Source organism: Pseudarthrobacter sp. WHRI 8279, from assembly GCF_040224115.2.
Taxonomy (GTDB): domain Bacteria; phylum Actinomycetota; class Actinomycetes; order Actinomycetales; family Micrococcaceae; genus Arthrobacter.
In genome coordinates this window covers 1,223,811-1,246,412 of record NZ_CP168162.1, presented here as the reverse complement: position 1 = coordinate 1,246,412, position 22,602 = coordinate 1,223,811, and the positions used below count along the sequence as shown (strand labels likewise).

Genomic DNA, 22,602 nt, shown 5'->3' with positions numbered 1-22,602 from the left:
CAAGGCACAGACGCACAATCTCCCCAATTTACGTTGAGAAGGTTATGCCCTGCGCCCAGTAGCAAAAGGCAGCGGTTGGCCGATGCTCTCCATCGTGGAGGCCAGTAACACTGACACACCGCAGATATTGGAAGGACACAAGTGGCTAACAACACTCGTGCTCGCCGTCAGGCCCGCCTCTCGCGGTCCCTCGGCATTGCTCTTACCCCCAAGGCCGCCAAGTACATGGAGCGCCGCCCGTACGGCCCCGGTGAGCATGGCCGTGCCCGCAAGAAGCAGGACTCCGACTACGCCGTACGTCTGCGCGAAAAGCAGCGCCTGCGCGCCCAGTACGGCATCCGCGAAGCACAGATGACCCGTGCCTTCGAAGAAGCCCGCCGCACCAAGGGCCTGACCGGTGAGAACCTCATCGAACTGCTCGAAATGCGCCTTGACGCCCTGGTCCTGCGTGCCGGCTTCGCCCGCACCATCGCCCAGGCCCGCCAGCTGGTTGTGCACCGCCACATCATGGTTGACGGCGTCCGCGTTGACCGCCCGTCGTTCCGCGTCGGCGAGGGCCAGCTGGTCCACGTCCACAGCCGCAGCGAGACCATGGTTCCGCTCCAGGTTGCAGCAGCCGGCGCCCACCGCGACGTCCTGCCTGCCGTTCCGGCCTACCTGGACGTCAAGCTGGAAGCCCTCCAGGCCCGCCTGGTCCGTCGCCCCAAGCGCTCCGAGGTCCCCGTGACCTGCGAAGAGCAGCTGGTCGTCGAATTCTACGCACGCTAAATTCCGGCAGCGTATCCAAAGAAGCCCGTGGCAAGCGCCGCGGGCTTCTTTGTATGTAAGGTACTTGGGGGACATCTGCGGAATGTGCTTCACGCGCACCCGCCGGGATGCAACCGAACCACAGAATTTCGAGGAGATGAACGTCTATGTCTGGTGGCGATATTGCCGGCCTGATCGCTGCCGGGGTGTTTGCAGTCCTGGTGCTGCTGCTCGCGGTGCCCATCCTTAAGCTGGGCCGGGTCCTGGACGAGGTCCGGACCTCCATCCGTTCCCTGAGTGACGGCGCCACACCGCTCATGGACGAAGTCACCGCCACGGTCTCCACCACCAACCAGCAGTTGAAGAAGGTGGACGGCATCTCGTCCAACGTTTCGGACGCATCCGCGAACCTTTCCGCCCTGTCCTCCCTGGTGGCCGCCACCGTGGGGTCGCCGCTGATCAAGGTGGCAGCTTTCAGCTACGGCGTCCGTACCGCGCTGGCCGGCCGCAAGAAGCCTGCCGCCGGCCGCCGCAGCCGCTAACACCCGGGAGAAGAAAATGAAACGTATTGTCTGGATGGGAATCGGTGTGGCGATCGGAGTGATCGCTTTCCGCAAGGTGACCGAAGTGCAGGCCAGCATGCAGTCATCGCTGGGCCCGGAGGGCCTCAACCGCTCCGTCAACCGCCTCGCCGACGGTCTCTACGACTTCGCCGACGCCGTCCGCTCCGGAATGCGGGAGCGGGAAACCGACCTCCGGTCCGCCCTCGGCGTCGAATCGGCAGACCTGGTCCGCCGCTGACCATCCCGCTGACCGGCCACGGCCGGCCCGCGCACCACTCGTTAGAACCATACCGGCGGGGACCCCAACGGGACCGCCAAGCGAAAGAACCTCCGCGACCCACAGGGCGCGGAGCAAGAAGGGTAAGTACACAGCTCATGAAGTCGCAGGAGATCACAAAGCGCTGGGTGGACTTTTTTGTCAGCAAGGGCCACACCGCGGTTCCCTCCGCGTCGCTGGTCTCCAGCGACCCCTCGCTGCTGTTCACGGTTGCCGGCATGGTGCCGTTCATTCCCTACCTGACCGCCAGGGAGGAAGCTCCCTATTCGCGCGCCGTCAGCGTGCAGAAGTGCATCCGCACCGGTGATATCGAGGAAGTGGGCAAGACGGCCCGCCACGGAACGTTCTTCCAGATGTGCGGCAACTTTTCCTTCGGCGACTACTTCAAGGAAGACGCCATCAAGTTCGCCTGGGAACTGCTGACCAAGGCCGTTGACGACGGCGGTTACGGCCTGGCGCCGGAGCGCCTCTGGGTGACGGTTTACGAAGAGGACGACGAAGCCAAGGACCTGTGGCTCAAGAACACCGGTGTTCCTGCCGAGCGCATCCAGAAGATGGGGAAGTCGGACAACTACTGGCACACCGGCCAGCCCGGCCCTGCCGGGCCCTGCTCCGAGATCTATTACGATCGCGGCCCCCAGTACGGCGTTGAAGGCGGACCGCTGGCTGACGAGACCCGCTACATCGAAATCTGGAACCTGGTGTTCATGCAGTACCAGATCGAAAACGTGCGTTCCAAGGAAGATTTCGACGTCGTGGGCGAACTGCCCAAGCGCAACATCGACACCGGCCTGGGCATGGAACGCCTGGCCATGATCCTCCAGGGTGTCGAGAACATGTACGAGACGGACCAGGTCCGCCCCGTCATCGACAAGGCCGCCGAACTCTCCGGCAAGGAATACACGTCCGCCGAGACCGATGAGGATCCGCACCACACGGACGATGTCCGCATGCGGGTGGTCGCCGACCACATCCGTTCCGCCCTGATGCTGATTTCCGACGGCGTGACCCCCTCCAATGAAGGCCGCGGCTACGTCCTGCGCAGGCTCATCCGCCGTGCCGTCCGTTCCATGCGCCTCCTGGGTGTTGAACAGGCCTGCCTTCCCGAACTCCTGCCCGCCTCACGCGATGCCATGAAGGGCGTCTACCCTGTGGTGGACACCGACTTCGCCCGGATCAGCCGGATTGCCTACGCCGAAGAGAAGGCCTTCCTGCGGACCATCGCCTCCGGAACCGCACGCCTTGAGGACGCCGTCAAGGAGTCCAAGGCCGCCAACAAGCCCCTGTCCGGGGCCGATGCCTTCGCGCTGCACGACACCTACGGTTTCCCCATCGACCTCACCCTGGAAATGGCCGAGGAAGCCGGGCTCAAAGTGGATGAGGCCGCCTTCCGCAGCCTCATGCAGGAACAGCGCCAGCGCGCCCAGGCCGATGCGAAGGGCAAGAAGGGCGGCCACGCGGACCTGAGTGCCTTCCAGGACATCCTGGCCCAGGGCGAGACGGTCTTCACCGGCTACACCGAGCTCGACGGCGAGTCCCGCGTCCGCGGCATCCTCACCGGCGGTCGCGCGGTCCAGCAGGCCTCCACCGGCGACGAAATCGAGCTGGTCCTCTCCGAAACCCCCTTCTACGCCGAAGCAGGCGGCCAGGCCGCCGATACCGGCCTGATCACCGGTGACGGGTTCGTCGTGGAGGTGCTCGACGTCCAGCGCCCCCTGAAGGGCCTGAGCGTCCACAAGGCGATCGTCCGCGAAGGCGAAATCGGCGCTGATTCGCTGGTTCGTGCCGCCGTCGACCGCGAACGCCGGCACGCCGCTGAACAGGCGCACACGGGCACGCACATCGTGCACGCCGCACTCCACCAGATCCTCGGCCCCGAGGCCACCCAGCGCGGCTCCTACAACAAGGCCGGCTACCTGCGCTTCGACTTCGCCTGGGGCGAGGGGCTGAGCACGGCCACGCGGTCCGAGATCGAGGAAGTCTCCAACCTGGCCATCCGGAACAACTTCCGCGTGGAAACCAAGGTTATGGGCCTGGCCGAGGCCAAGGCGCTCGGCGCCATGGCGCTCTTTGGCGAGAACTACGGCAGTGAAGTCCGGGTCGTCGAGATCGACGGCGCCTGGTCGCGGGAACTTTGCGGCGGCACGCATGTGTCCAACACCTCCCTGATCGGCAGCCTTTCCCTGCTGGGTGAGCAGTCCGTGGGGTCGGGAAACCGGCGCGTGGAGGCCTTCGTGGGCATGGATGCGTTCCGCCACCTGGCAGCTGAGCGCGCCCTGGTTACCGAGCTCACCGACATGCTGAAGGTTCCCTCCGGCCAGCTTGCAGACCGCATAGCCACCACGCTCGCGAAGCTCAAGGCGACCGAGAAGGAACTGGACCGCCTCCGCAAGGAACAGCTTGCAGGAGCTGCTGCCCAGCTGGTCACCACCGCCAAGGATGCCTCCGGCGTCAGTGTCATCGCCCACGACGCAGGCCAGGTCAGCGGCGCTGACGACATCCGCGGCCTGGCTTTGGACCTCCGGAACCGCCTGGGCTCGGCACCCGCGGCCGTGGCAGTAGCCGGAGTCTCCAACGACCGTCCCGTCATCCTGGTGGCCACCAACGAGGCCGCCCGGGAAGCAGGGGTCAAAGCCGGAGCCCTGGTGCGCCTGGCTGCAGGGATCCTCGGTGGCGGCGGCGGCGGAAAGGACGACGTCGCCCAGGGCGGCGGAACCGACGCCGGCCAGGTAGGCCAGGCGCTCTCCGCCGTCGTTGACGCCATTTCCCGGCGCTAACCCTCCGATGACCGATCCTGCTGCTGCCGGCGACTACCCCCAGGGCATCAAACTGGGGGTGGACGTCGGCACCGTCCGGGTGGGGGTTGCCATCTGCGACCGGGAATCCATCCTGGCCACCCCGTACAAGACGCTGGACCGCAACGCGAAAAAGAACTCGGACGTCCGGGTCATCGCCAAACTGGTCCAGGAACTCGGCGCCGTGCAGGTTTTTGTGGGCCTGCCACGCACCATGAAGGGTGAGGAACGGTCCTCTGCCGTGATGGCCACGGACTACGCACTCCTGCTGGTTAGCGAGCTCGCTGCCCGGGACCTGCCGGTGCCGGTGAACCTGGTGGATGAACGCCTGAGCAGTGTCAGTGCCCACCGGAGCCTGCACGAAGCTGGCATGAGCAGCAGGAACCACCGTAAAGTAGTTGATCAGGTCGCGGCGGCAGGTATCCTTCAGCACGCCATCGACATGCAGAAAGCCAGGGGAGCGGACGTCGGCTCACGAGTGACGGCGCCACCCCCTTCCGTGGACATGGAAGGCAGCGGGCCGGAAACAGCCCCCGCCGCACCCGGTGATACGGACCGATCTTCAGATAATGGAAGGCACCAGTGAGCCCTGCCAACATTGACGACTCTTCCAGCCCTCTGGACGCGGGGGCAGGAAGACCGCTCACCCGCAAGGAAGTCCGCGCACGGGAGAAGACCCTTAACACCGGCGGCCACGACGCCGTTCCGGAGCAGGCATACGAGACCGGCCACGACATTCCACCGCTGCCCACGGAACCCCCCGCGGCCGCAGAAGCAGACCCCCGGCGTCAGGATGAACCATTGCGTGAAGAACCGGCACCGCAGGACCGGGCGGACGAGCCCGTGATTCCGGCTGCTCCTGCCACCCCGCCGTCCATCCAGGACGAGCCCCACGAACCCGCCGGGCATGATTCATGGGAGCCGGCCCTGGCAGGGCACCAGCACGCAGCTGACGTGCACCACAACGACGAATCCCACTATGACGAACGCGCCTACGCGGACAGTCACGGCTATGCGGCAGGCGTGCACCAGCACGATGGCCACTACGACGGGACGCACTACGAGGAAGGGCACGGCGACGGGACCCACTTTGAAGAGGGGCACGACGACGATGCACACCACCATGAACTTCTTCCCGCCTCGGCCGCAGCAACCGTAGTGGGTAAACCCTCCAAGAAGGTGCGCCGGCGCCGGCGGCTCCTGGCGCTTTTCCTGACCCTTGCCGTCTTTGTCACGGCTGTCGCCGTCGGAGCGCAGTTCCTCAAGCCGCTGCTTGGCAGCGACAAGCCCAGCGACTTCCCCGGCCCTGGTTCCGGAGAAGTGATGGTTACCGTCGAAAACGGCGAAGGCACGCGGTCCGTCGCCTCCAAGCTGGAAACCGAAGGGGTGGTAGCCAACGCCGACACGTTCCTTCAGAGCTTCAGCGCATCCGGCGGCATCCTTTCCCCGGGTGACTACACGTTCAAGTCGGAGATGAAGAACTCCGACGCCGTGAACGTCCTCCTGGGCAAGGACCAGGAAAAAGTCATCTACTTCGCGCTCAGCGCCGGACTGCGCATTGGGGAGTCACTGCAGGCGATCTCGCAGGGGTCCGGGATTTCCTTCCAGGACCTGCAGGCCCTCAGCAACGAGCCGGCCCAGTTCGGTCTTCCGGCCAATGCCAAAAACCTCGAGGGATACCTGGCGCCGGGGGAGCACCGCTTCCCCCTTGGCACTCCGGCAAAGGACATCCTCCAGTCCCTGGTTAAGATCACAACTGACGAACTTGTGTCGCAGGGCATCACGGACCCGGCCAAGCAGTACGAGGCCGTGATCGTCGCCAGCATCGTCCAGGCCGAGGGCGGCCAGGCGGAGTACGGGGACGTGGCCGGTGCCATCTACAACCGGCTCAAGCCCAACGACCAGACCGGCGGCTTCCTGCAGGTGGACTCCGCCGTGACCTACGGACTGGGAACGAAGAGCTACAACTTCACTGACGAACAGCGCCAGGACAAGTCCAATCCATACAACACCTATGCGAACCCCGGCCTGCCGCCAGGACCTATCGGGTCTCCGGGAAAGACGGCGATCGACGCTGCCGCCAAACCCAAGACCAATGACTACCTGTACTGGGTGACCATCAACCTGGACACCAAGGAGACCAAGTTCTCGAAGACGCTGGATGAGCACAACCGTTACGTTGAGCAGTACAACGCCTGGTGCACGGCCAACGTGGGACGTTGCACGTGAGCCTTCGGGCTGCCGTCCTGGGCCATCCGATAAGCCACTCAAAGTCCCCGGCACTGCACCTGGCTGCCTACGGCCAGCTTGGGATCGGGATCAGCTACACGGCAATCGACGTCACGGAGCAACTGCTGCCATCCCTGATGGGGCAGATCCGCGACCAGCCGGGCTGGCGCGGCCTCTCAGTGACAATGCCGTTGAAGACGGCCATGCTCGGGCAGGTGGATGAAGTCCGCGGGGTTGCCAGGACGTTGGGTGTGGTGAACACCGTCACCTTTGAGGAGGACGGGGGCACGCGGCGCGCCGTTGGCTCCAACACCGACGTTGCCGGCATCGTGAATGCACTGCGGCACGCGGGCTCCGGTGAGGCCCCGGCCGCGGTCATCCTTGGGGGAGGGGGAACGGCCGCTTCGGCCGTCGCGGCGCTCAAGGAGCTTGGTGCCACCCATGCCCGGGTCTTCGTCAGGGACACATCCCGGACGGCCGATGTCCGCGCTGCTGCGGCGGGCCTGGACTTTTCCTTGGAGATCCTCACCCTGGCTGAGGCGGCCCGTCCCACGTCAGCGGCCGACGTCGTCATATCCACCCTCCCGCCGCGTGCGGCGGACGGACTGGCGGCTGAACTGGCTTCCCTGAAGACCAGCCTGCCCGGTGTCCTGCTGGACGTTGCCTACGATCCGTGGCCCAGCCTGCTGGCCTCGGTATGGCAGGCCGGAGGCGGAACCGTGGTGCCCGGCCTGGAGATGCTGCTGTACCAGGCAGTGGAACAGGTACGCCTTTTTACCCGCCGCGGCGATGACGTCAATGCGGCCGTCATAGATGTGATGTGCGCCTCAGTCGGCCTTCCCCGACGGGCTTTGTAACCGCCCCCCGTGGCAGGATGGAAGATATGTTGCGTTGGTTGACTGCCGGTGAATCCCATGGTCCGGCTCTGATGGGAATTATTGAAGGCGTCCCCGCCGGTGTGGAAATCACCAGCGGGCACATCGCAGACTCCTTGGCGCGCCGCCGGCTGGGCTACGGCCGTGGAGCACGCATGAAGTTCGAGCAGGACGTCGTGACCATCCTCGGCGGCGTCCGCCACGGCCTGACGCAGGGCGGGCCCGTGGCCATCCAGGTGGGAAACACCGAATGGCCCAAGTGGGAGCAGATCATGTCTGCCGACCCCGTGGATCCGGAAGTCCTTGCGGACCAGGCACGGAACGCGCCGCTGACCCGCCCCCGTCCCGGCCACGCGGACTTCACGGGTATGCAGAAGTACGGCTTTGACGAGGCCCGGCCCGTCCTGGAGCGTGCCAGCGCACGCGAAACTGCAACACGGGTGGCCATGGGCACCGTGGCGGCGCAATTCCTCAAGCACCTCGGCATCGAGCTGGTCAGCCACACCGTCAGCATTGCGAGCGTCACGGTTCCCGAAGGGCGCCCGCTCCCCGTGCCGGCCGACGTCATTGCGCTCGACGCCGATCCACTGCGCTGCTTCGACCGGGAAACCTCCGACGCCATGGTGGCCGAGGTGGACGCGGCGCACAAGGAGGGCGAAACCTTGGGTGGCGTGGTAGAGGTCCTTGCCTACGGGCTCCCGCCGGGACTGGGCAGCTACGTCCACTGGGACCGGAGGCTTGATTCCCGCCTTGCCGCGGCACTGATGGGAATCCAGGCCATCAAGGGAGTGGAGGTCGGTGACGGCTTCCTGACCGCATCCCGCCGCGGCTCTGCCGCCCATGACGAAATCGTCAGGGACGCCGACGGCCGGATCATCCGCACCAGCAACCGTGCCGGCGGCATCGAAGGCGGCATGAGCATCGGCGACGTCCTGCGTGTCCGCGCAGCCATGAAGCCCATTGCCACCGTCCCGCGTGCCTTGAAGACCATCGACGTCAGCACGGGCGAACCCGCCAAGGCGCACCACCAGCGTTCGGACGTGTGCGCTGTGCCGGCTGCCGGCGTGGTGGCCGAGGCCATGGTCGCCCTGGTGCTGGCCGAGGCAGTCACCGAGAAATTTGGCGGCGACTCAGTGGCCGAAACCGCACGGAACATCAAGGGCTACCTGGACAACATTCCGGCGTCCCTGGACTCGATCGGCCAGTAAGTGCCCCACCGCAGCAAGACCGGACCCGCAGGGCGGCCCATCGTCCTGATCGGGCCTATGGCGGTCGGAAAATCGGCCATCGGGCAGCAGCTGGCGCTGCAGCTCGGAGTTCCCTTCGTTGATACGGACGCTGTTATCGTTGCAGGGCACGGATCCATTGCGGACATCTTTGCCGGCCGCGGCGAGCACGCGTTCCGTGAGATCGAGGCACGGACGGTAGCCGCCGTCGTCGAAGCCGCAGACGATACTGTCACCGTCGTCTCCCTGGGCGGCGGTGCGGTCCTGGACTCCGGGACACAGCAGCTCATCAGCCGCTGCACCGTTGTGTACCTCGAATGCGACGCACAAACTGTCGCCGGCCGCATCGCCCGGAACTCCGGGCGGCCGCTGCTGGCCGGGGACGCCATGGGCCGCTGGACGGCTATGTTCGCCGCCCGCAAGCCGGTCTACGAGCGGCTTGCAGACATCACCCTGGACGTGCGCCATGGCTCGGTTTCCGAGCTGGGCGGCCGGCTCGAAGCAGCACTGCGCGATTACGCAGCTGCCAAACAGGAAGTTGAAAAGTGAGCACCCAATCAACAGTCATCAGCGTCACCGGCGGTACCGCTGCCGAGAATTACGACGTCGTCGTCGGCCGGGGGCTCCTCGGTGACCTGCCAGCTTTGCTGGGGGAACGCGTCCGCCGTGTCCTCGTGGTCCATCCGCGTGCCCTGCGGCTGACCGGCGACACCGTCCGCGACGAACTGGCTGCCGCCGGATTCACCTCGCTGACTGCGGAAATCCCGGACGCCGAAGAGGGCAAGCACATCCAGGTGGCAGCTTTCTGCTGGCAGGTCCTTGGGCAGAACGACTTCACCCGCTCCGACGCCATTGTCGCCGTGGGGGGAGGCGCGGTCACGGACCTCGCCGGCTTCGTTGCCGCCACCTGGCTGCGCGGCGTCAAGGTCATCCACATGCCCACCAGCCTGCTCGGCATGGTGGATGCGTCCGTGGGCGGGAAGACCGGAATCAACACCGCGGAGGGCAAGAACCTTGTGGGCGCGTTCCACCCCCCGGCCGCGGTCCTGGCCGACCTGGACACCCTTGAGACACTGCCTCGGAACGAAATGATCTCCGGTATGGCGGAAGTCATCAAGTGCGGCTTCATCTCCGACCCCGCCATCCTTGACCTCGTGGAAAAGGACCCCACGGCAGTAGTGGATCCCCAGTCGGACGTCCTCCGTGAACTGATCGAGCGTGCCATCGCCGTTAAGGCCAGGGTGGTCTCCGAGGACCTGAAGGAATCCGGGCTCCGGGAAATCCTGAACTACGGGCACACCCTGGGCCACGCCATCGAACTGGTGGAGCGGTACTCGTGGCGCCACGGTGCCGCAGTTTCGGTGGGCATGATGTTCGCCGCCGAACTGGCCCGCAGCGTTGGCCGCCTCAGCGATGCCGACGCCGACCGGCACCGAAGCATCCTTGAGAGCCTCGGGCTGCCGGTCACCTACCGGCGGGACCGCTGGCAGGGGCTGCTGGACGGGATGCGCCGGGACAAGAAGTCCCGCGGGGACCTGCTGCGGTTCGTCGTCCTGGACGGCGTTGCAAAGCCGGGGATCCTTGACGTCCCGGACACCTCGCTGCTGTTCGCGGCCTACCAGGAAATTGCTTCCTGATGCAGGGCGACATGGGAGGAACAGCAGACTGGCCGGATGCCGGCTTCCCGGGCATCCGGATCAACCCGGAATCCCTGCTGCCGGAAATTGTGAACCAGGACGCCTGCCGGGCGGCGCTGGCGGTATCCACGGACCCCGCCGACCATATTTTTGTACTCCTGGTGGAAGGACATGCGTCCGAGGCCGCCGAACTGCTGGCAGAGGCGCGCTTCAAGGATCCGGAGTCCTTCCGGCTGCGCACCTTCGAGGCTGAAGTGCTTCGCGTCTCCAACCGGCTGGACCGCGCCGTTGAACTGTTCCGCCAACTCCTCGCCGAAGTGCAGGGAACGCCGCGGGAGGCCCTCGTATGGCAGTTCCTGGGCAAGACCCAGTACAGCGCCGGGCAGACGTCCGCGGCCGTTGAATCCTTTGCACGGGCCTTGGACCTTCGGGTGGCACAGTCCGCCGACGCGGCGCAGATCTACTCATCCACAGTGGCGCTGCAGCGTGCCCGGGACGTGCTGGAGCTTGCCTGCTGAACGCTGCCGGGATCCCCGCTTGCGCCTTGGCCCCAAGGTGACCGCAATTTACCGGTAGAATGGTTCTTGAATTTTTAAGCTCCCGATTTTTGACAAACACGCGCTGGCAGTCCGTTTGGCCTGTCTGCCCGGCATACAACGTCTGACAACGCGACCAGACAGAGAAACCAGAGGAAACAGTGGCAACCACTAACGACATCAAGAACGGAACGGTCCTGAAGCTTGAGGGCCAGCTCTGGAACATCATTGAATTCCAGCACGTCAAGCCAGGCAAGGGTGGTGCGTTTGTCCGCACCAAGATGCGCAATGTGATGTCCGGCAAGGTTGTGGACAAGACGTTCAACGCCGGGCTCAAGATCGAGACCGCCACCGTGGACCGCCGCGACTACCAGTACCTGTACCAGGACGGTGCGGACTTTGTGTTCATGGACACCTCCGACTACGACCAGATCACGGTCTCCGGCGCCACCGTGGGCGACGCCACCAACTTCATGCTCGAGAACCAGATGGTCAACATCGCCATCCACGAGGGCACCCCGCTGTACATCGAACTTCCCCCGAGCGTTGTCCTCGAAATCACCTACACCGAGCCGGGCCTGCAGGGCGACCGCTCCTCCGCCGGCACCAAGCCCGCAACCCTGGAAACGGGCTACGAGATCCAGGTGCCCCTGTTCATCGAGAACAACACCAAGGTCAAGGTTGACACCCGCGACGGCAGCTACCTGGGCCGGGTCACCGAGTAGTGAGCGCCCGCGGTAAAGCCCGTAACAGGGCACTGGATGTTCTTTTCGAAGCTGAGCAGCGCTCGGTTTCGGCTTTTGACGTGATCCGCTCGCGGCGCGAAAAGACTGACCAGGTGGTCAATCCCTACACCATCGAAATTGTGGAGGGCGTTGTCTCCCAGCAGGCAGCCATCGATGAGTTCCTGGAAACCTACTCCCAGGGCTGGAGCCTGGAGCGGATGCCCTCCGTGGACCGCATCATCCTCCGCATCGGCACCTGGGAGCTCCTGTACAACGACGACGTCCCGGACGGCGTCGCCGTCAGCGAAGCTGTGGCGCTGGCCAAGACGTTGTCCACGGACGAATCCCCGCAGTTCATCAACGGACTGCTGGGACGCCTGCAGCAGCTGAAGCCGTCGCTGCTCGCCTAAGCACCAGCAGCACACAACTGTACGCAGCAACGCCAGAAGGCCGGCCGCCACACATGTGGCGGCCGGCCTTCTGGCGTTACAGTCCGCGTGAGCGGACGGACTTCAGCGTGCGACGGCGGCCCGCAGGGCCAGGATCCGCTGCAGCTGCTGCCGCTCCTCGGCCTGGTGGAGCTGCACGTCACGGCCGCTCAGGATACGCTGGCGCGTGTTGGCCAGCCGGGTGGCGGCCTTGAGGAATTCCTTCATCTGCCGTTTCCTGCCGTAGCTTCCAGCCCAGCCCAAGGCGGTGCGCCGGCCGCCCAGGGTGGCCATCAGCTCCACCTCTGCCGGCGTGAACCAGCCGGCTGCGGAGTACTCCAGCAGGCGCTGCCGGGTCAGGCGCTTTTCCGCCACCCTCAAGAGGATGATGCCGCCCACGGCGAGGAAAAAGATGGGCACCTGGACCATGATGTACTCCGCCAGGAAGCCCTGCCCCATGCTGTTCCAGCGGTTGTGCAGGAACATGGCCGGCAGCAGCCCCACGAAAAAGGCGGCCACCGAGGCCCCAACATGCCAGCGCCGGGCCGCGAACCCCATGACCAGCCCCGTGGTGCCGGTGAAGATGGCGTGGGCAAAAGGGGACATGACGCCGCGGAGGAAGAAGACCTGGGCGAAATCACTGGCGGGATCCGCGGACTCCGCTACAGCCCGGCCGAAGTACAGGATGTTCTCCGTAAAAGCGAAACCTCCGGCGATGGTGAAGGCAAAAACCACACCATCCACGGGCCCGTCAAAGTGCTTCCTCGCCAGCAGGAGGATTATCAGCAGCCCCAGGGACTTTGCGAACTCCTCCACGATGGGCGCCTGCACCGTGGCCATATACGCCTGAAGGTCGGCTTCGTCGGAAAACTGGAACGCCAGGACAAAGAACGGCTGGATCAGCAGGGTGACTGCAATGGACACCGCAGAGCCCCAGGTAAAGGCGAAGAAGAGGAGCCGCTTCGGCTCAGGCTCCCATTTGTCGATGATGTGCACGGCCAAAAGAACCACGGAAAGGGGCACCAGGGATGCGAGGAAACCCACCAGGAACCCGGCCGGCCCTGTATTGGACAGCAGGAACGGGATCACCAGGAACAGGCTGAGGAAGGCAAGGGTACTGCCGCCAACGGTCAATCCCACCAGGCCGCTGCGGGACCGGCCTGACTTCACCATGGCTCCCTGGACCTGTGGCGGCACTACAGTGTCCACCGGCCTGCCAACGTGCCCCGGCGCCGGGCGGTAGTTTCCCGGCTCCACGTGCCCCATCCAGCTCGGGTTGGCTTCGCCCGGGAGCGGCGCAGTTCCGCGCAGCCAGGGATCGTCGGGATGCCCGGAGGCGGGGTGTCGCGGATTCGTCGGCATAACGAAAGCCTAGGTGCGAGTCGCGGCGCCTCCAAGGACCGCGGTACCGGCACGCTGCAGTGTGACCAGCACCGCGTCCTCCGGGCAGGGGCCCGGGGAAACCCGTGTGGTAATTTTGAACCGCACATGATCCTTTTTTAATTCCGTCCTGTGAGGCGGGGAAAGGGGAGACGAGCGTTGACTTCTGTCACCAGCGCACCGGTTCCAGCCAGGGTTGTCCTCAGCCAGGCGGATATTGACCGGGCCCTCACTCGTATCGCCCATGAGATCCTTGAAGCGAACAAGGGATCGCAGGACCTCGTCCTGCTGGGCATCCCGCGCCGCGGTTACCCGCTGGCGCTCCGGCTCGCCGAAAAAATCGCCGCCGCGGACAGCAGCGTTGATGCCGCCGCCATCGTTGGCCAGTTGGACGTCACCATGTTCCGCGACGACCTCTCGCACCAAGGGACCAGGCCGCCGTACCCCACGAAACTGCCCCGGACGGGAATCGACAACAAGGTGGTTGTCCTCATTGACGACGTCTTGTACTCCGGCCGCACCATCCGCGCCGCCCTTGACGCACTCGTCGACCTCGGCCGTCCGCGCATCGTCAGGCTCGCCGTGCTGATCGACCGCGGCCACCGCGAACTGCCCATCCGTGCGGACCACGTGGGCAAAAACCTGCCCACATCGTCGGCGGAGAAGGTCCGGGTCCGGCTGGCTGAGACGGACACCGCCCCCGGCGGCACGCCCGTCAACGAGGTAGTCATCGAGGGCCGCTCATGAAACACCTGCTCTCCACCGAAAACCTCAGCCTCGCCGATGCAATCCGGATCCTCGACACCGCCGAGGAGATGGCCGCGGTAGGGGACCGCGAGGTCAAGAAACTCCCGGCCCTGCGCGGACGCACCGTGGTCAACCTCTTCTTCGAGGACTCCACCCGCACACGGATCTCCTTTGAAGCTGCCGCCAAGCGTCTCAGCGCGGATGTCATCAACTTCGCGGCCAAGGGCTCCTCGGTGTCCAAGGGTGAGTCGCTCAAGGACACTGCCCAGACGCTGTCCGCCATGGGAGCGGACGCCGTCGTCATCCGCCACTGGGCCTCGGGCGCACCGCACCGCCTCGCAGCGACGGACTGGATTGACGCCGCCGTCATCAACGCCGGCGACGGCACCCACGAACACCCCACCCAGGCCCTGCTGGATGCATTCACAATGCGCCGGCACTGGGCCCGCCTGGCCGGCACCGGCTCCGAAGGCGCGGACCTCAAGGGTATGCGCGTGGCCATCGCCGGCGACGTCCTGCACTCCAGGGTTGCCCGTTCCAACGTTTGGCTGCTCCGCACCCTCGGAGCGGAAGTCACCCTGGTGGCCCCGCCCACGCTGCTTCCCATCGGCGTCGAAAAGTGGCCCTGCAAGGTCAGCTACAACATGGACGAAACGCTCAAGCAGGGCGTGGACGCCGTCATGATGCTGCGCGTCCAGGGCGAGCGCATGAACGCATCCTTCTTCCCCAGCACCCGCGAGTACTCCCGGCGGTGGGGATTCGATGACAACCGCCTGAAAGCCCTGGATACGCTGGGCATGAAGGACACCATCATCATGCACCCGGGTCCCATGAACAGGGGACTGGAAATTTCCGCCGCCGCCGCCGATTCACCCCGTTCCACCGTGCTGGCCCAGGTCCGCAACGGCGTCTCGGTACGGATGGCCGCCCTCTACCTGCTGCTTTCCGGGGATACCCGCGAACCAGCAGCGACCCCCGCCCTGGCGTATGCCGGCACCCATTCCACCAAGGAGAGCAACTGATGGCAGGCAACACCGGAACCTACCTGATCCGCGGCGCCTCAATCCTGGGCGGTGAACCGGCGGACCTGCTGATCCGTGACGGCGTCATCGCCGAGGCCGGAACCGGCCTGTCAGCTGATGGGGCCACCGTGATCGATGCCGCCGGCCTGGTGGCACTGCCGGGCATGGTTGATGTCCATACCCACCTGCGCGAGCCCGGCAGGGAGGACGCGGAAACCGTGGAAACGGGCACCCGCGCAGCGGCGCTTGGCGGCTACACCGCGGTGCACGCCATGGCCAACAGCACGCCTGTGGCAGACACCGCAGGCGTGGTGGAACAGGTCTACACCCTCGGCCGCACCGCCGGCTGGGTGGATGTGCGGCCCGTCGGCGCCGTCACCGTCGGCCTGGCAGGCGAGCAGCTCGCCGAACTCGGTGCCATGGCAGACTCCCGTGCCCGGGTCCGGATGTTCTCCGACGACGGCATCTGCGTCCACGACCCCGTGCTGATGCGCCGCGCCCTTGAGTACGTCAAGGCGTTCGACGGCGTGGTGGCCCAGCACGCGCAGGAGCCGCGCCTTACCGCCGGCGCGCAGATGAACGAGGGCGAGGTGTCGGCCGTGCTCGGCCTCGCCGGCTGGCCCGCCGTCGCCGAGGAAAGCATCATTGCCCGGGACGTCCTGCTGGCCCAGCACGTGGGCTCCCGGCTGCATGTCTGCCATGTTTCCACCGCCGGCTCCGTGGAAATCATCCGCTGGGCCAAGGAGCGCGGAATCAACGTCACGGCGGAGGTTACCCCGCACCACCTGCTGCTGACCGATGACCTTGTCCGCAGCTACGACCCCGTCTTCAAGGTCAATCCGCCGCTGCGCACCGACGCGGACGTCCAGGCGCTGCGTGCAGGCCTGGCGGACGGCACCATCGACGTCGTGGGTACGGACCACGCCCCGCACCCCAGCGAGCACAAGGAGTGCGAGTGGGCGCAGGCTGCCATGGGCATGACCGGGCTGGAAACCGCCCTCTCGGTGGTCCAGCACACCATGATCGAAACCGACCTCATGACGTGGGCGGACTTCGCACGTGTCACCTCCACCGCCGCGGCGAAGATCGGCCGTCTGGCCGACCAGGGCAGGCCGCTGGCAGCGGGGGAGCCCGCCAACGTCATCCTGGTGGATCCGGCGGCGCGCTGGACCGTTGATCCGTTCCGGATGGCCACCATGGGCCGGAACTCGCCGTTCAAGGGACGGGAACTGCCCGGCAAAGTGGTGGCCACGTTCTTCAAGGGGCACCCCACCGTCCTTGACGGTGAACTCAACACGCCCTACCCGTACGCCGACGCAACCGCAGGCGTCGCCTGATGGACAAAATCCTTCCCGGACTGGCGATGCTGGCGATCATCGCCGTCGTCTTTGTCCTCCTCGCCATCGGCTGGCGCAGCAGGCTCCGCCGCCAGTCCGACGTCGACCGGCTGCCTGCCGTGCCCGCCGAACCGGGGGAGCCGATCGCCGGTGCGGAAGGCCAGTACGTGGCCACCACCACCGCGGGGGACTGGCTGGACCGGATCGCCGTGCACGGCCTGGGCATCCGCACCAATGCCACGCTCGAGGTGTTTCCGCACGGCGTCCTTTTCGACCGGTCCGGTGCTCCCGCCCTCTACATTCCGGCCGCGTCGCTCACCGGAGTCCGGCAGGACAGCGGCATGGCAGGTAAGTTCGTGGAAAAGGACGGACTCGTGGTGCTGGCGTGGGTGCATGGCAGCCACGAACTGGACTCCGGCTTTCGCACCCGCCGCGCGGCGGACAAGGACCGGCTCTTCGAAGCACTTCAGGATTTGATTTCTTCAGCCCCGGCGGCTGACGCCAACAGTGGAAAGTAAGACAGTGACAACAAACACAGCAACAACCGCCCCAGTATCAACTTCTGTTTACGCTCCAGCTGCGCTGGTGCTCGAAGACGGCCGCATCTTCCGCGGCAGCAGCTACGGCGCCACCGGAACCGCCCTCGGAGAAGCAGTCTTCGCCACGGGCATGACCGGCTACCAGGAAACCATCACGGACCCCTCCTACGCCCGCCAACTCGTGGTCCAGACGGCCCCGCACATCGGCAACACCGGCGTGAACAGCGAGGACGCTGAGTCCCGGCGCATCTGGGTTGCGGGCTACATTGTCCGCGACGCCGCCCGCCGCCCCTCGAACTGGCGCTCCGAGCGCTCACTGGACGAGGAGTTGGTGGCCCAGGGGATCGTGGGCATCCAGGGTGTGGACACCCGCGCCATCACCCGCCACCTGCGCGAGCACAAGACCATGCGCGCGGGCATCTTCTCCGGGGAGGCCGCCCAGGCTACGGACAAGGAACTGGTTGATGCTGTCCTGGCCAGCGCACCCATGGAGGGCTCCCGCCTTGCCGAGGAAGTCAGCGTTGACGAGGCCTACGTGGTGGAGCCGAAGGACCACGGCTGGGAGGGTGAGCCCCGCTTCACCATCGCGGCGATCGACCTTGGCATCAAGGCTATGACTCCGGTCCGGTTCGCCGAGCGCGGCGTCCGCGTCCACGTCCTGCCCGCCACCGCCACCCTGGCGGACGTCAAAGCCGTAAACCCGGACGGCTTCTTCATGTCCAACGGTCCCGGTGACCCCGCCACGGCAGACGCGCAGGTCAAGCTGCTCCGTTCCGTCCTGGACGAGAAGCTGCCGTACTTCGGCATCTGCTTCGGCAACCAGATCCTGGGCCGCGCGCTCGGCTTCGGCACCTACAAGCTCCGCTACGGCCACCGCGGCATCAACCAGCCCGTGATGGACCGCCGCACCGGCAAGGTGGAAATCACCTCCCAGAACCATGGCTTTGCCGTGGATGCACCGCTCGACGGCGCCACGATGGCTCCCGAGGAGCGCTACGGCCGCGTGGAGGTCAGCCACGTCAGCCTCAACGACGACGTCGTGGAAGGCCTCGCCTGCCTGGACATCCCCGCCTTCTCCGTGCAGTACCACCCCGAGGCAGCGGCCGGCCCGCACGACGCCGCCTACCTGTTCGACCGCTTCATCGACCTCATGGAGGGAACGCGGGACGGCAGGACCGCCAACCTGTCCAAGGACCCGGTGGACTCTGCACATCCCGCCCAGCCGGACAACGCAGGCGCTGACCACAAAAACGACAACAAGACTGAGGACAAGAAGTAATGCCGAAACGTACAGACCTCAAGAGCGTCCTCGTCATTGGTTCCGGCCCGATCGTCATCGGCCAGGCCGCCGAGTTCGACTACTCCGGCACGCAGGCGCTGCGCGTCCTGAAGGAGGAGGGCCTGCGGGTCATCCTGGTCAACTCCAACCCGGCCACCATCATGACCGACCCCGAGTTCGCCGACGCCACCTACATCGAGCCCATCACCCCCGAGGTGGTGGAGAAGATCATCGCCAAGGAACGCCCCGACGCCGTGCTGCCCACGCTGGGCGGGCAGACCGCGCTGAACACAGCCATCGCCTTGGATAAGAACGGTGTGCTCGAGAAGTACAACGTGGAGCTCATCGGCGCCAATATCGCAGCCATCGAGCTCGGCGAGGACCGCGAGAAGTTCAAGGGCGTGGTGGAGCGCTGCGGCGCCGAATCCGCCCGCAGCCACATCATCCACAGCATGGACGAGGCCCTGAAGGCCGCCGAAGACCTCGGCTACCCCATGGTGGTCCGCCCCTCCTTCACCATGGGCGGCCTGGGCTCCGGCCTTGCCTACAACGAGGACGACCTCCGCCGCATCGTGGGCCAGGGCCTGCAGTACAGCCCCACCAGCGAGGTGCTGCTCGAAGAGAGCATCCTCGGCTGGAAGGAATACGAGCTCGAGATGATGCGTGACAAGAACGACAACGTCGTGGTGGTCTGCTCCATCGAGAACTTCGACCCCGTGGGCGTCCACACCGGCGACTCCATCACGGTTGCCCCCGCTCTCACCCTCACCGACCGCGAGTACCAGCGGCTGCGCGACATCTCCATCGCTGTCATCCGCGAAGTGGGCGTGGACACCGGCGGCTGCAACATCCAGTTCGCCATCGACCCCGCCACCGGCCGCGTTGTGGTCATCGAGATGAACCCGCGCGTGTCGCGCTCCTCGGCGCTGGCGTCGAAGGCCACAGGTTTTGCGATTGCCAAGATCGCCACCAAGCTGTCCCTGGGCTACACGCTGGACGAAATCCCCAACGACATCACCCAGAAGACCCCGGCGTCCTTCGAACCCACCCTGGACTACGTGGTGGTCAAGGTGCCGCGGTTCGCGTTCGAGAAGTTCCCGGCAGCGGACAACACGCTGACCACCACCATGAAGTCGGTGGGCGAGGCCATGGCCATGGGCCGCAACTTTACCGAGGCCCTGCAGAAGGCCCTGCGCTCCCTGGAGCAGAAGGGCTCGCAGCTGGACTTCAGCTCCGTCCCTGAATGGGAAGTTCCGGAGCTCATCGAGAAGGCCAAGCGTCCCACCACGGAACGCCTGCACCAGGTCCAGCGAGCACTCCTGGGCGGCGCCACCGTGGAGGACCTCTTTGAGGCCACCAAGATCGATCCCTGGTTCCTGGACCAGCTCCAGCTGCTCAACGAGATCTCCCGGGAAATCCGCCAGGCCGGTGCGCTCACGGCTGACATGCTGAAGCGCGCCAAGCGCCACGGCTTCTCCGATGAGCAGATCGGCGCCCTCACGCACAACTCCGAAGCCGTGGTCCGCGGCGTCCGCCAGGCCCTGGGCATCCGTCCGGTCTACAAGACCGTGGACACCTGCGCGGCGGAGTTTGCCGCCTACACGCCGTACCACTACTCGGCGTACGACGAAGAGGACGAGGTTGCGCTGCACTCCAAGCCGTCCATCCTGATCCTCGGCTCCGGTCCCAACCGGATCGGCCAGGGCATCGAGTTTGACTACTCCTGTGTCCACGCCTCGATGGCACTGCGCAAGGCCGGCTACGAGACCGTTATGGTCAACTGCAACCCGGAGACCGTGTCCACGGACTACGACATCTCCACCCGCCTGTACTTCGAGCCCCTGACGCTCGAGGACGTGCTGGAGGTCATCGCCGCCGAGGAACGCACCGGCGGCGTGATGGGCGTCTTCGTCCAGCTCGGCGGCCAGACCCCCCTCAAGCTGGCGCAGCAGCTGGCCGACGCGGGCGTTCCCATCCTCGGCACCTCGCCGGAGGCCATCGACCTCGCCGAGCACCGCGGCATGTTCTCCCGCGTCCTGGACAAGGCCGGCCTGATCTCCCCGAAGAACGGCACCGCCGTGTCCTTCGAGGATGCCAAGAAGATCGCTGACGAAATCGGCTACCCTGTCCTGGTCCGCCCGTCCTACGTCCTCGGCGGCCGGGGCATGGAGATCGTCTACGACGAGCCCAACCTGTCCCGCTACATCGCCAACGCCACGGAAATTACCCCGGACCACCCGGTGCTGATTGACCGGTTCCTGGAGGACGCCGTCGAAATCGACGTCGACGCCCTCTTCGACGGGACCGACATGTACCTCGGCGGGATCATGGAGCACATCGAGGAAGCCGGCATCCACTCCGGCGACTCCGCCTGCGTCCTGCCGCCCATCACCTTGGGCACCAACGTCCTGGAACGGGTACGGACGGCAACGCGCGCCATCGCCGAAGGCGTGGGCGTCCGCGGGCTGATCAACATCCAGTTCGCCCTGGCCTCAGACGTCCTTTACGTCCTGGAAGCAAACCCCCGCGCGTCCCGGACCGTGCCGTTCGTCTCCAAGGCCACCGGCGTGCAGATGGCCAAGGCAGCTGCCCTGATCGGCACCGGCGTGACCATCAACCAGCTCCGCAGCGCCTACAAGATGTTGCCCGAGGTGGGCGACGGTTCCACGCTTCCGCTGGATGCCCCGGTGTCCGTCAAGGAGGCAGTCCTGCCGTTCAGCCGCTTCCGCACGCTTGAGGGCAAGGTGGTTGACTCCCTGCTCGGCCCCGAAATGCGCTCCACCGGCGAGGTCATGGGCATCGACAAGCACTTCGACACCGCGTTCGCCAAGAGCCAGGCCGCAGCCAACAATGCCCTGCCCACCGAAGGCAAGATCTTTGTCTCCGTGGCCAACCGGGACAAGCGCTCCGTGATCATGGGCGTCAAGCGGCTCTCGGACCTCGGCTTCGAGATCGTGTCCACCGGCGGCACCGCGGACGTCCTGCGCCGCAACGGCATCCAGGCCACCCCTGTCCGCAAGGTTGCCGAGGGCAGCAGCGCCGAGGGTGAAGGCACCATTGCAGACCTGGTCATTGCCGGGGAGATCGACATGGTCTTCAACACGCCGTCCGGTGGCGAGGCCCGCAGCGACGGCTACGAACTGCGCGCAGCCGCCACCTCCATCGGCATTCCCTGCATCACCACGGTGGCTGAGTTCAACGCCGCGGTCCAGGCCATCGAGGCCATGCGGACCTACGAGTGGTCGGTCACCAGCCTGCAGGAGCACGCCGCCTCCTTGGCCGAATCGCAGAAAGCCGCGTCTCAGAAGGCGGCACTGCAGCATGCCTGAGCAGGCAGCGCCGTCCCGTGAAGCACCCGGCCGGGAGTCATTCGGCTCCCGGCTGGGTGCCGCCATGGCCGCACGCGGTCCGCTGTGCGTCGGCATCGATCCCCACCCTGCCCTGCTGAAGGGCTGGGGGCTGCACGACGACGCCGCCGGCCTGAGGCGCTTCTCGCTGACGGTTTTGGAGGCCGTCGCTTCGCTCGCTGCCGCCATCAAGCCCCAGGTGGCGCTGTACGAACGCCACGGCTCCGCGGGGATGGCTGTCCTTGAGGAGCTTCTCGCAGAAGCACGCGACGAGCAGGTGCTCACCATCGCCGATGCCAAGCGGGGTGACATCGGCTCCACCATGGCGGCCTATGCCGACGCCTGGCTCCGGGACGATTCACCCCTGGCGGCCGATTCGGTAACGCTCAGTCCCTACCTTGGCTTCGAGTCGCTGCGCCCCGCGCTGGACCTGGCAGCCGAGACCGGCCGCGGCGTTTTCGTCCTTGCACTGACGTCCAACCCCGAGGGCGCGTCTGTCCAGCACGTCGGGGGAGCGGATTCCGTTGCCCGCAGGATCACCCAGGCGGCTGCCGTGGAAAACCGCCGCTACCAGGGGAGCCTCGGCTCCGTGGGACTGGTGGTGGGGGCAACCGTGGGCTCTGCCCTGTCCGAGCTGGACCTGGACCTGGCCGCCGTCCGGGGACCGGTCCTGGCCCCGGGGCTCGGCGCGCAGGGTGCCACACCGGCCGACCTCCGCGCGACCTTCGGCGCGGCGTACCCGCAGGTCCTGGGCACCTCAAGCAGGGACATCCTCTCCGCGGGGCCGGAGCGGCGCGGCCTGCGGGACGCGGCGCAACGGACCCTGGATGGGCTCCGCGGGGAATAGTGGTTCGTTTCACCGCATGCATTGATTCGGGCAGCACCAAAGGGTAGTTTCAGGACAGGTCCAAGG

The 22,602-nt window shown here is 66.0% G+C and carries 21 protein-coding genes; 20 read left to right on the top strand and 1 reads right to left on the bottom strand.

Annotated features, from left to right (window positions below):
• The first annotated feature begins 141 nt into the window (after nt 1-141).
• The 13 genes from rpsD to nusB all read left to right on the top strand — a co-directional run bounded on the left by rpsD (nt 142) and on the right by nusB (nt 12,020).
• Nucleotides 142-768 (top strand): 30S ribosomal protein S4, encoded by a 627-nt coding sequence (rpsD, locus tag ABRP28_RS05575; protein WP_066276228.1) that lies wholly within the window; start codon nt 142-144, stop codon nt 766-768.
• 146 nt (nt 769-914) lie between these two features.
• Entirely contained in the window at nt 915-1,289 is a 375-nt protein-coding gene (locus tag ABRP28_RS05570) for a DUF948 domain-containing protein (protein WP_066276226.1), read from the top strand.
• Between the two features lie 16 nt (nt 1,290-1,305).
• A complete protein-coding gene (locus ABRP28_RS05565) occupies nt 1,306-1,548 on the top strand; it encodes a hypothetical protein (protein ID WP_350003140.1) in 243 nt (80 codons plus the stop codon).
• Nucleotides 1,549-1,685: 137 nt separating this feature from the next.
• Entirely contained in the window at nt 1,686-4,364 is a 2,679-nt protein-coding gene (gene alaS / locus ABRP28_RS05560; protein WP_350003142.1) for an alanine--tRNA ligase, read from the top strand.
• Nucleotides 4,365-4,371: 7 nt separating this feature from the next.
• Nucleotides 4,372-4,968, top strand: a complete 597-nt coding sequence (gene ruvX / locus ABRP28_RS05555) for a Holliday junction resolvase RuvX (protein WP_350003144.1) — start codon at nt 4,372-4,374, stop codon at nt 4,966-4,968.
• Nucleotides 4,965-6,611: an endolytic transglycosylase MltG gene (mltG, locus tag ABRP28_RS05550; protein WP_350003145.1), complete on the top strand. Its 1,647-nt coding sequence runs from the start codon at nt 4,965-4,967 to the stop codon at nt 6,609-6,611. The genes ruvX and mltG overlap by 4 nt, the downstream gene beginning before the upstream one ends.
• On the top strand, nt 6,608-7,468 hold the full coding sequence (locus ABRP28_RS05545; RefSeq protein WP_350003147.1) for a shikimate dehydrogenase: 861 nt from the start codon (nt 6,608-6,610) through the stop codon (nt 7,466-7,468). Before mltG ends, ABRP28_RS05545 begins: the two co-directional genes overlap by 4 nt.
• Nucleotides 7,469-7,494: 26 nt before the next feature.
• On the top strand, nt 7,495-8,694 hold the full coding sequence (gene aroC, locus ABRP28_RS05540; protein WP_350003149.1) for a chorismate synthase: 1,200 nt from the start codon (nt 7,495-7,497) through the stop codon (nt 8,692-8,694).
• Nucleotides 8,695-9,261 (top strand): shikimate kinase, encoded by a 567-nt coding sequence (locus tag ABRP28_RS05535; RefSeq protein WP_350003151.1) that lies wholly within the window; start codon nt 8,695-8,697, stop codon nt 9,259-9,261.
• Nucleotides 9,258-10,349 (top strand): 3-dehydroquinate synthase, encoded by a 1,092-nt coding sequence (gene aroB, locus ABRP28_RS05530; protein WP_350003153.1) that lies wholly within the window; start codon nt 9,258-9,260, stop codon nt 10,347-10,349. The genes ABRP28_RS05535 and aroB overlap by 4 nt, the downstream gene beginning before the upstream one ends.
• The gene (locus tag ABRP28_RS05525) at nt 10,349-10,867 is read left to right on the top strand and encodes a tetratricopeptide repeat protein (protein ID WP_350003155.1); all 519 of its coding nucleotides are present in this window, start codon (nt 10,349-10,351) and stop codon (nt 10,865-10,867) included. The genes aroB and ABRP28_RS05525 overlap by 1 nt, the downstream gene beginning before the upstream one ends.
• A 179-nt stretch (nt 10,868-11,046) precedes the next feature.
• The gene (gene efp / locus ABRP28_RS05520) at nt 11,047-11,610 is read left to right on the top strand and encodes an elongation factor P (protein ID WP_050054941.1); all 564 of its coding nucleotides are present in this window, start codon (nt 11,047-11,049) and stop codon (nt 11,608-11,610) included.
• Nucleotides 11,610-12,020, top strand: a complete 411-nt coding sequence (gene nusB / locus ABRP28_RS05515) for a transcription antitermination factor NusB (protein WP_231456291.1) — start codon at nt 11,610-11,612, stop codon at nt 12,018-12,020. The genes efp and nusB overlap by 1 nt, the downstream gene beginning before the upstream one ends.
• Nucleotides 12,021-12,122: 102 nt before the next feature.
• Here nusB and ABRP28_RS05510 read toward each other — a convergent pair whose 3' ends face one another.
• Entirely contained in the window at nt 12,123-13,400 is a 1,278-nt protein-coding gene (locus ABRP28_RS05510; protein ID WP_350003156.1) for a PrsW family intramembrane metalloprotease, read from the bottom strand.
• Nucleotides 13,401-13,577: 177 nt separating this feature from the next.
• Here ABRP28_RS05510 and pyrR point away from each other — a divergent pair, with 177 nt between their 5' ends.
• The 7 genes from pyrR to pyrF are packed head-to-tail and all read left to right on the top strand — an operon-like array spanning nt 13,578 to nt 22,536.
• Nucleotides 13,578-14,165 (top strand): bifunctional pyr operon transcriptional regulator/uracil phosphoribosyltransferase PyrR, encoded by a 588-nt coding sequence (gene pyrR / locus ABRP28_RS05505; protein WP_104185926.1) that lies wholly within the window; start codon nt 13,578-13,580, stop codon nt 14,163-14,165.
• Nucleotides 14,162-15,187 carry an aspartate carbamoyltransferase catalytic subunit gene (locus ABRP28_RS05500; protein ID WP_350003158.1) on the top strand — a complete coding sequence of 342 codons (1,026 nt, stop codon included), beginning with the start codon at nt 14,162-14,164 and terminating at the stop codon, nt 15,185-15,187. Before pyrR ends, ABRP28_RS05500 begins: the two co-directional genes overlap by 4 nt.
• On the top strand, nt 15,187-16,524 hold the full coding sequence (locus ABRP28_RS05495) for a dihydroorotase (protein WP_350003160.1): 1,338 nt from the start codon (nt 15,187-15,189) through the stop codon (nt 16,522-16,524). The genes ABRP28_RS05500 and ABRP28_RS05495 overlap by 1 nt, the downstream gene beginning before the upstream one ends.
• The gene (locus ABRP28_RS05490; protein ID WP_350003166.1) at nt 16,524-17,042 is read left to right on the top strand and encodes a hypothetical protein; all 519 of its coding nucleotides are present in this window, start codon (nt 16,524-16,526) and stop codon (nt 17,040-17,042) included. Before ABRP28_RS05495 ends, ABRP28_RS05490 begins: the two co-directional genes overlap by 1 nt.
• Before the next feature lie 4 nt (nt 17,043-17,046).
• Nucleotides 17,047-18,342: a glutamine-hydrolyzing carbamoyl-phosphate synthase small subunit gene (gene carA, locus ABRP28_RS05485; protein ID WP_350003168.1), complete on the top strand. Its 1,296-nt coding sequence runs from the start codon at nt 17,047-17,049 to the stop codon at nt 18,340-18,342.
• Nucleotides 18,342-21,671, top strand: coding sequence for a carbamoyl-phosphate synthase large subunit (gene carB / locus ABRP28_RS05480; RefSeq protein ID WP_350003170.1), 3,330 nt, complete (start codon nt 18,342-18,344; stop codon nt 21,669-21,671). Before carA ends, carB begins: the two co-directional genes overlap by 1 nt.
• Nucleotides 21,664-22,536 carry an orotidine-5'-phosphate decarboxylase gene (gene pyrF, locus ABRP28_RS05475; RefSeq protein ID WP_350003172.1) on the top strand — a complete coding sequence of 291 codons (873 nt, stop codon included), beginning with the start codon at nt 21,664-21,666 and terminating at the stop codon, nt 22,534-22,536. Before carB ends, pyrF begins: the two co-directional genes overlap by 8 nt.
• Nucleotides 22,537-22,602: the final 66 nt, after the last annotated feature.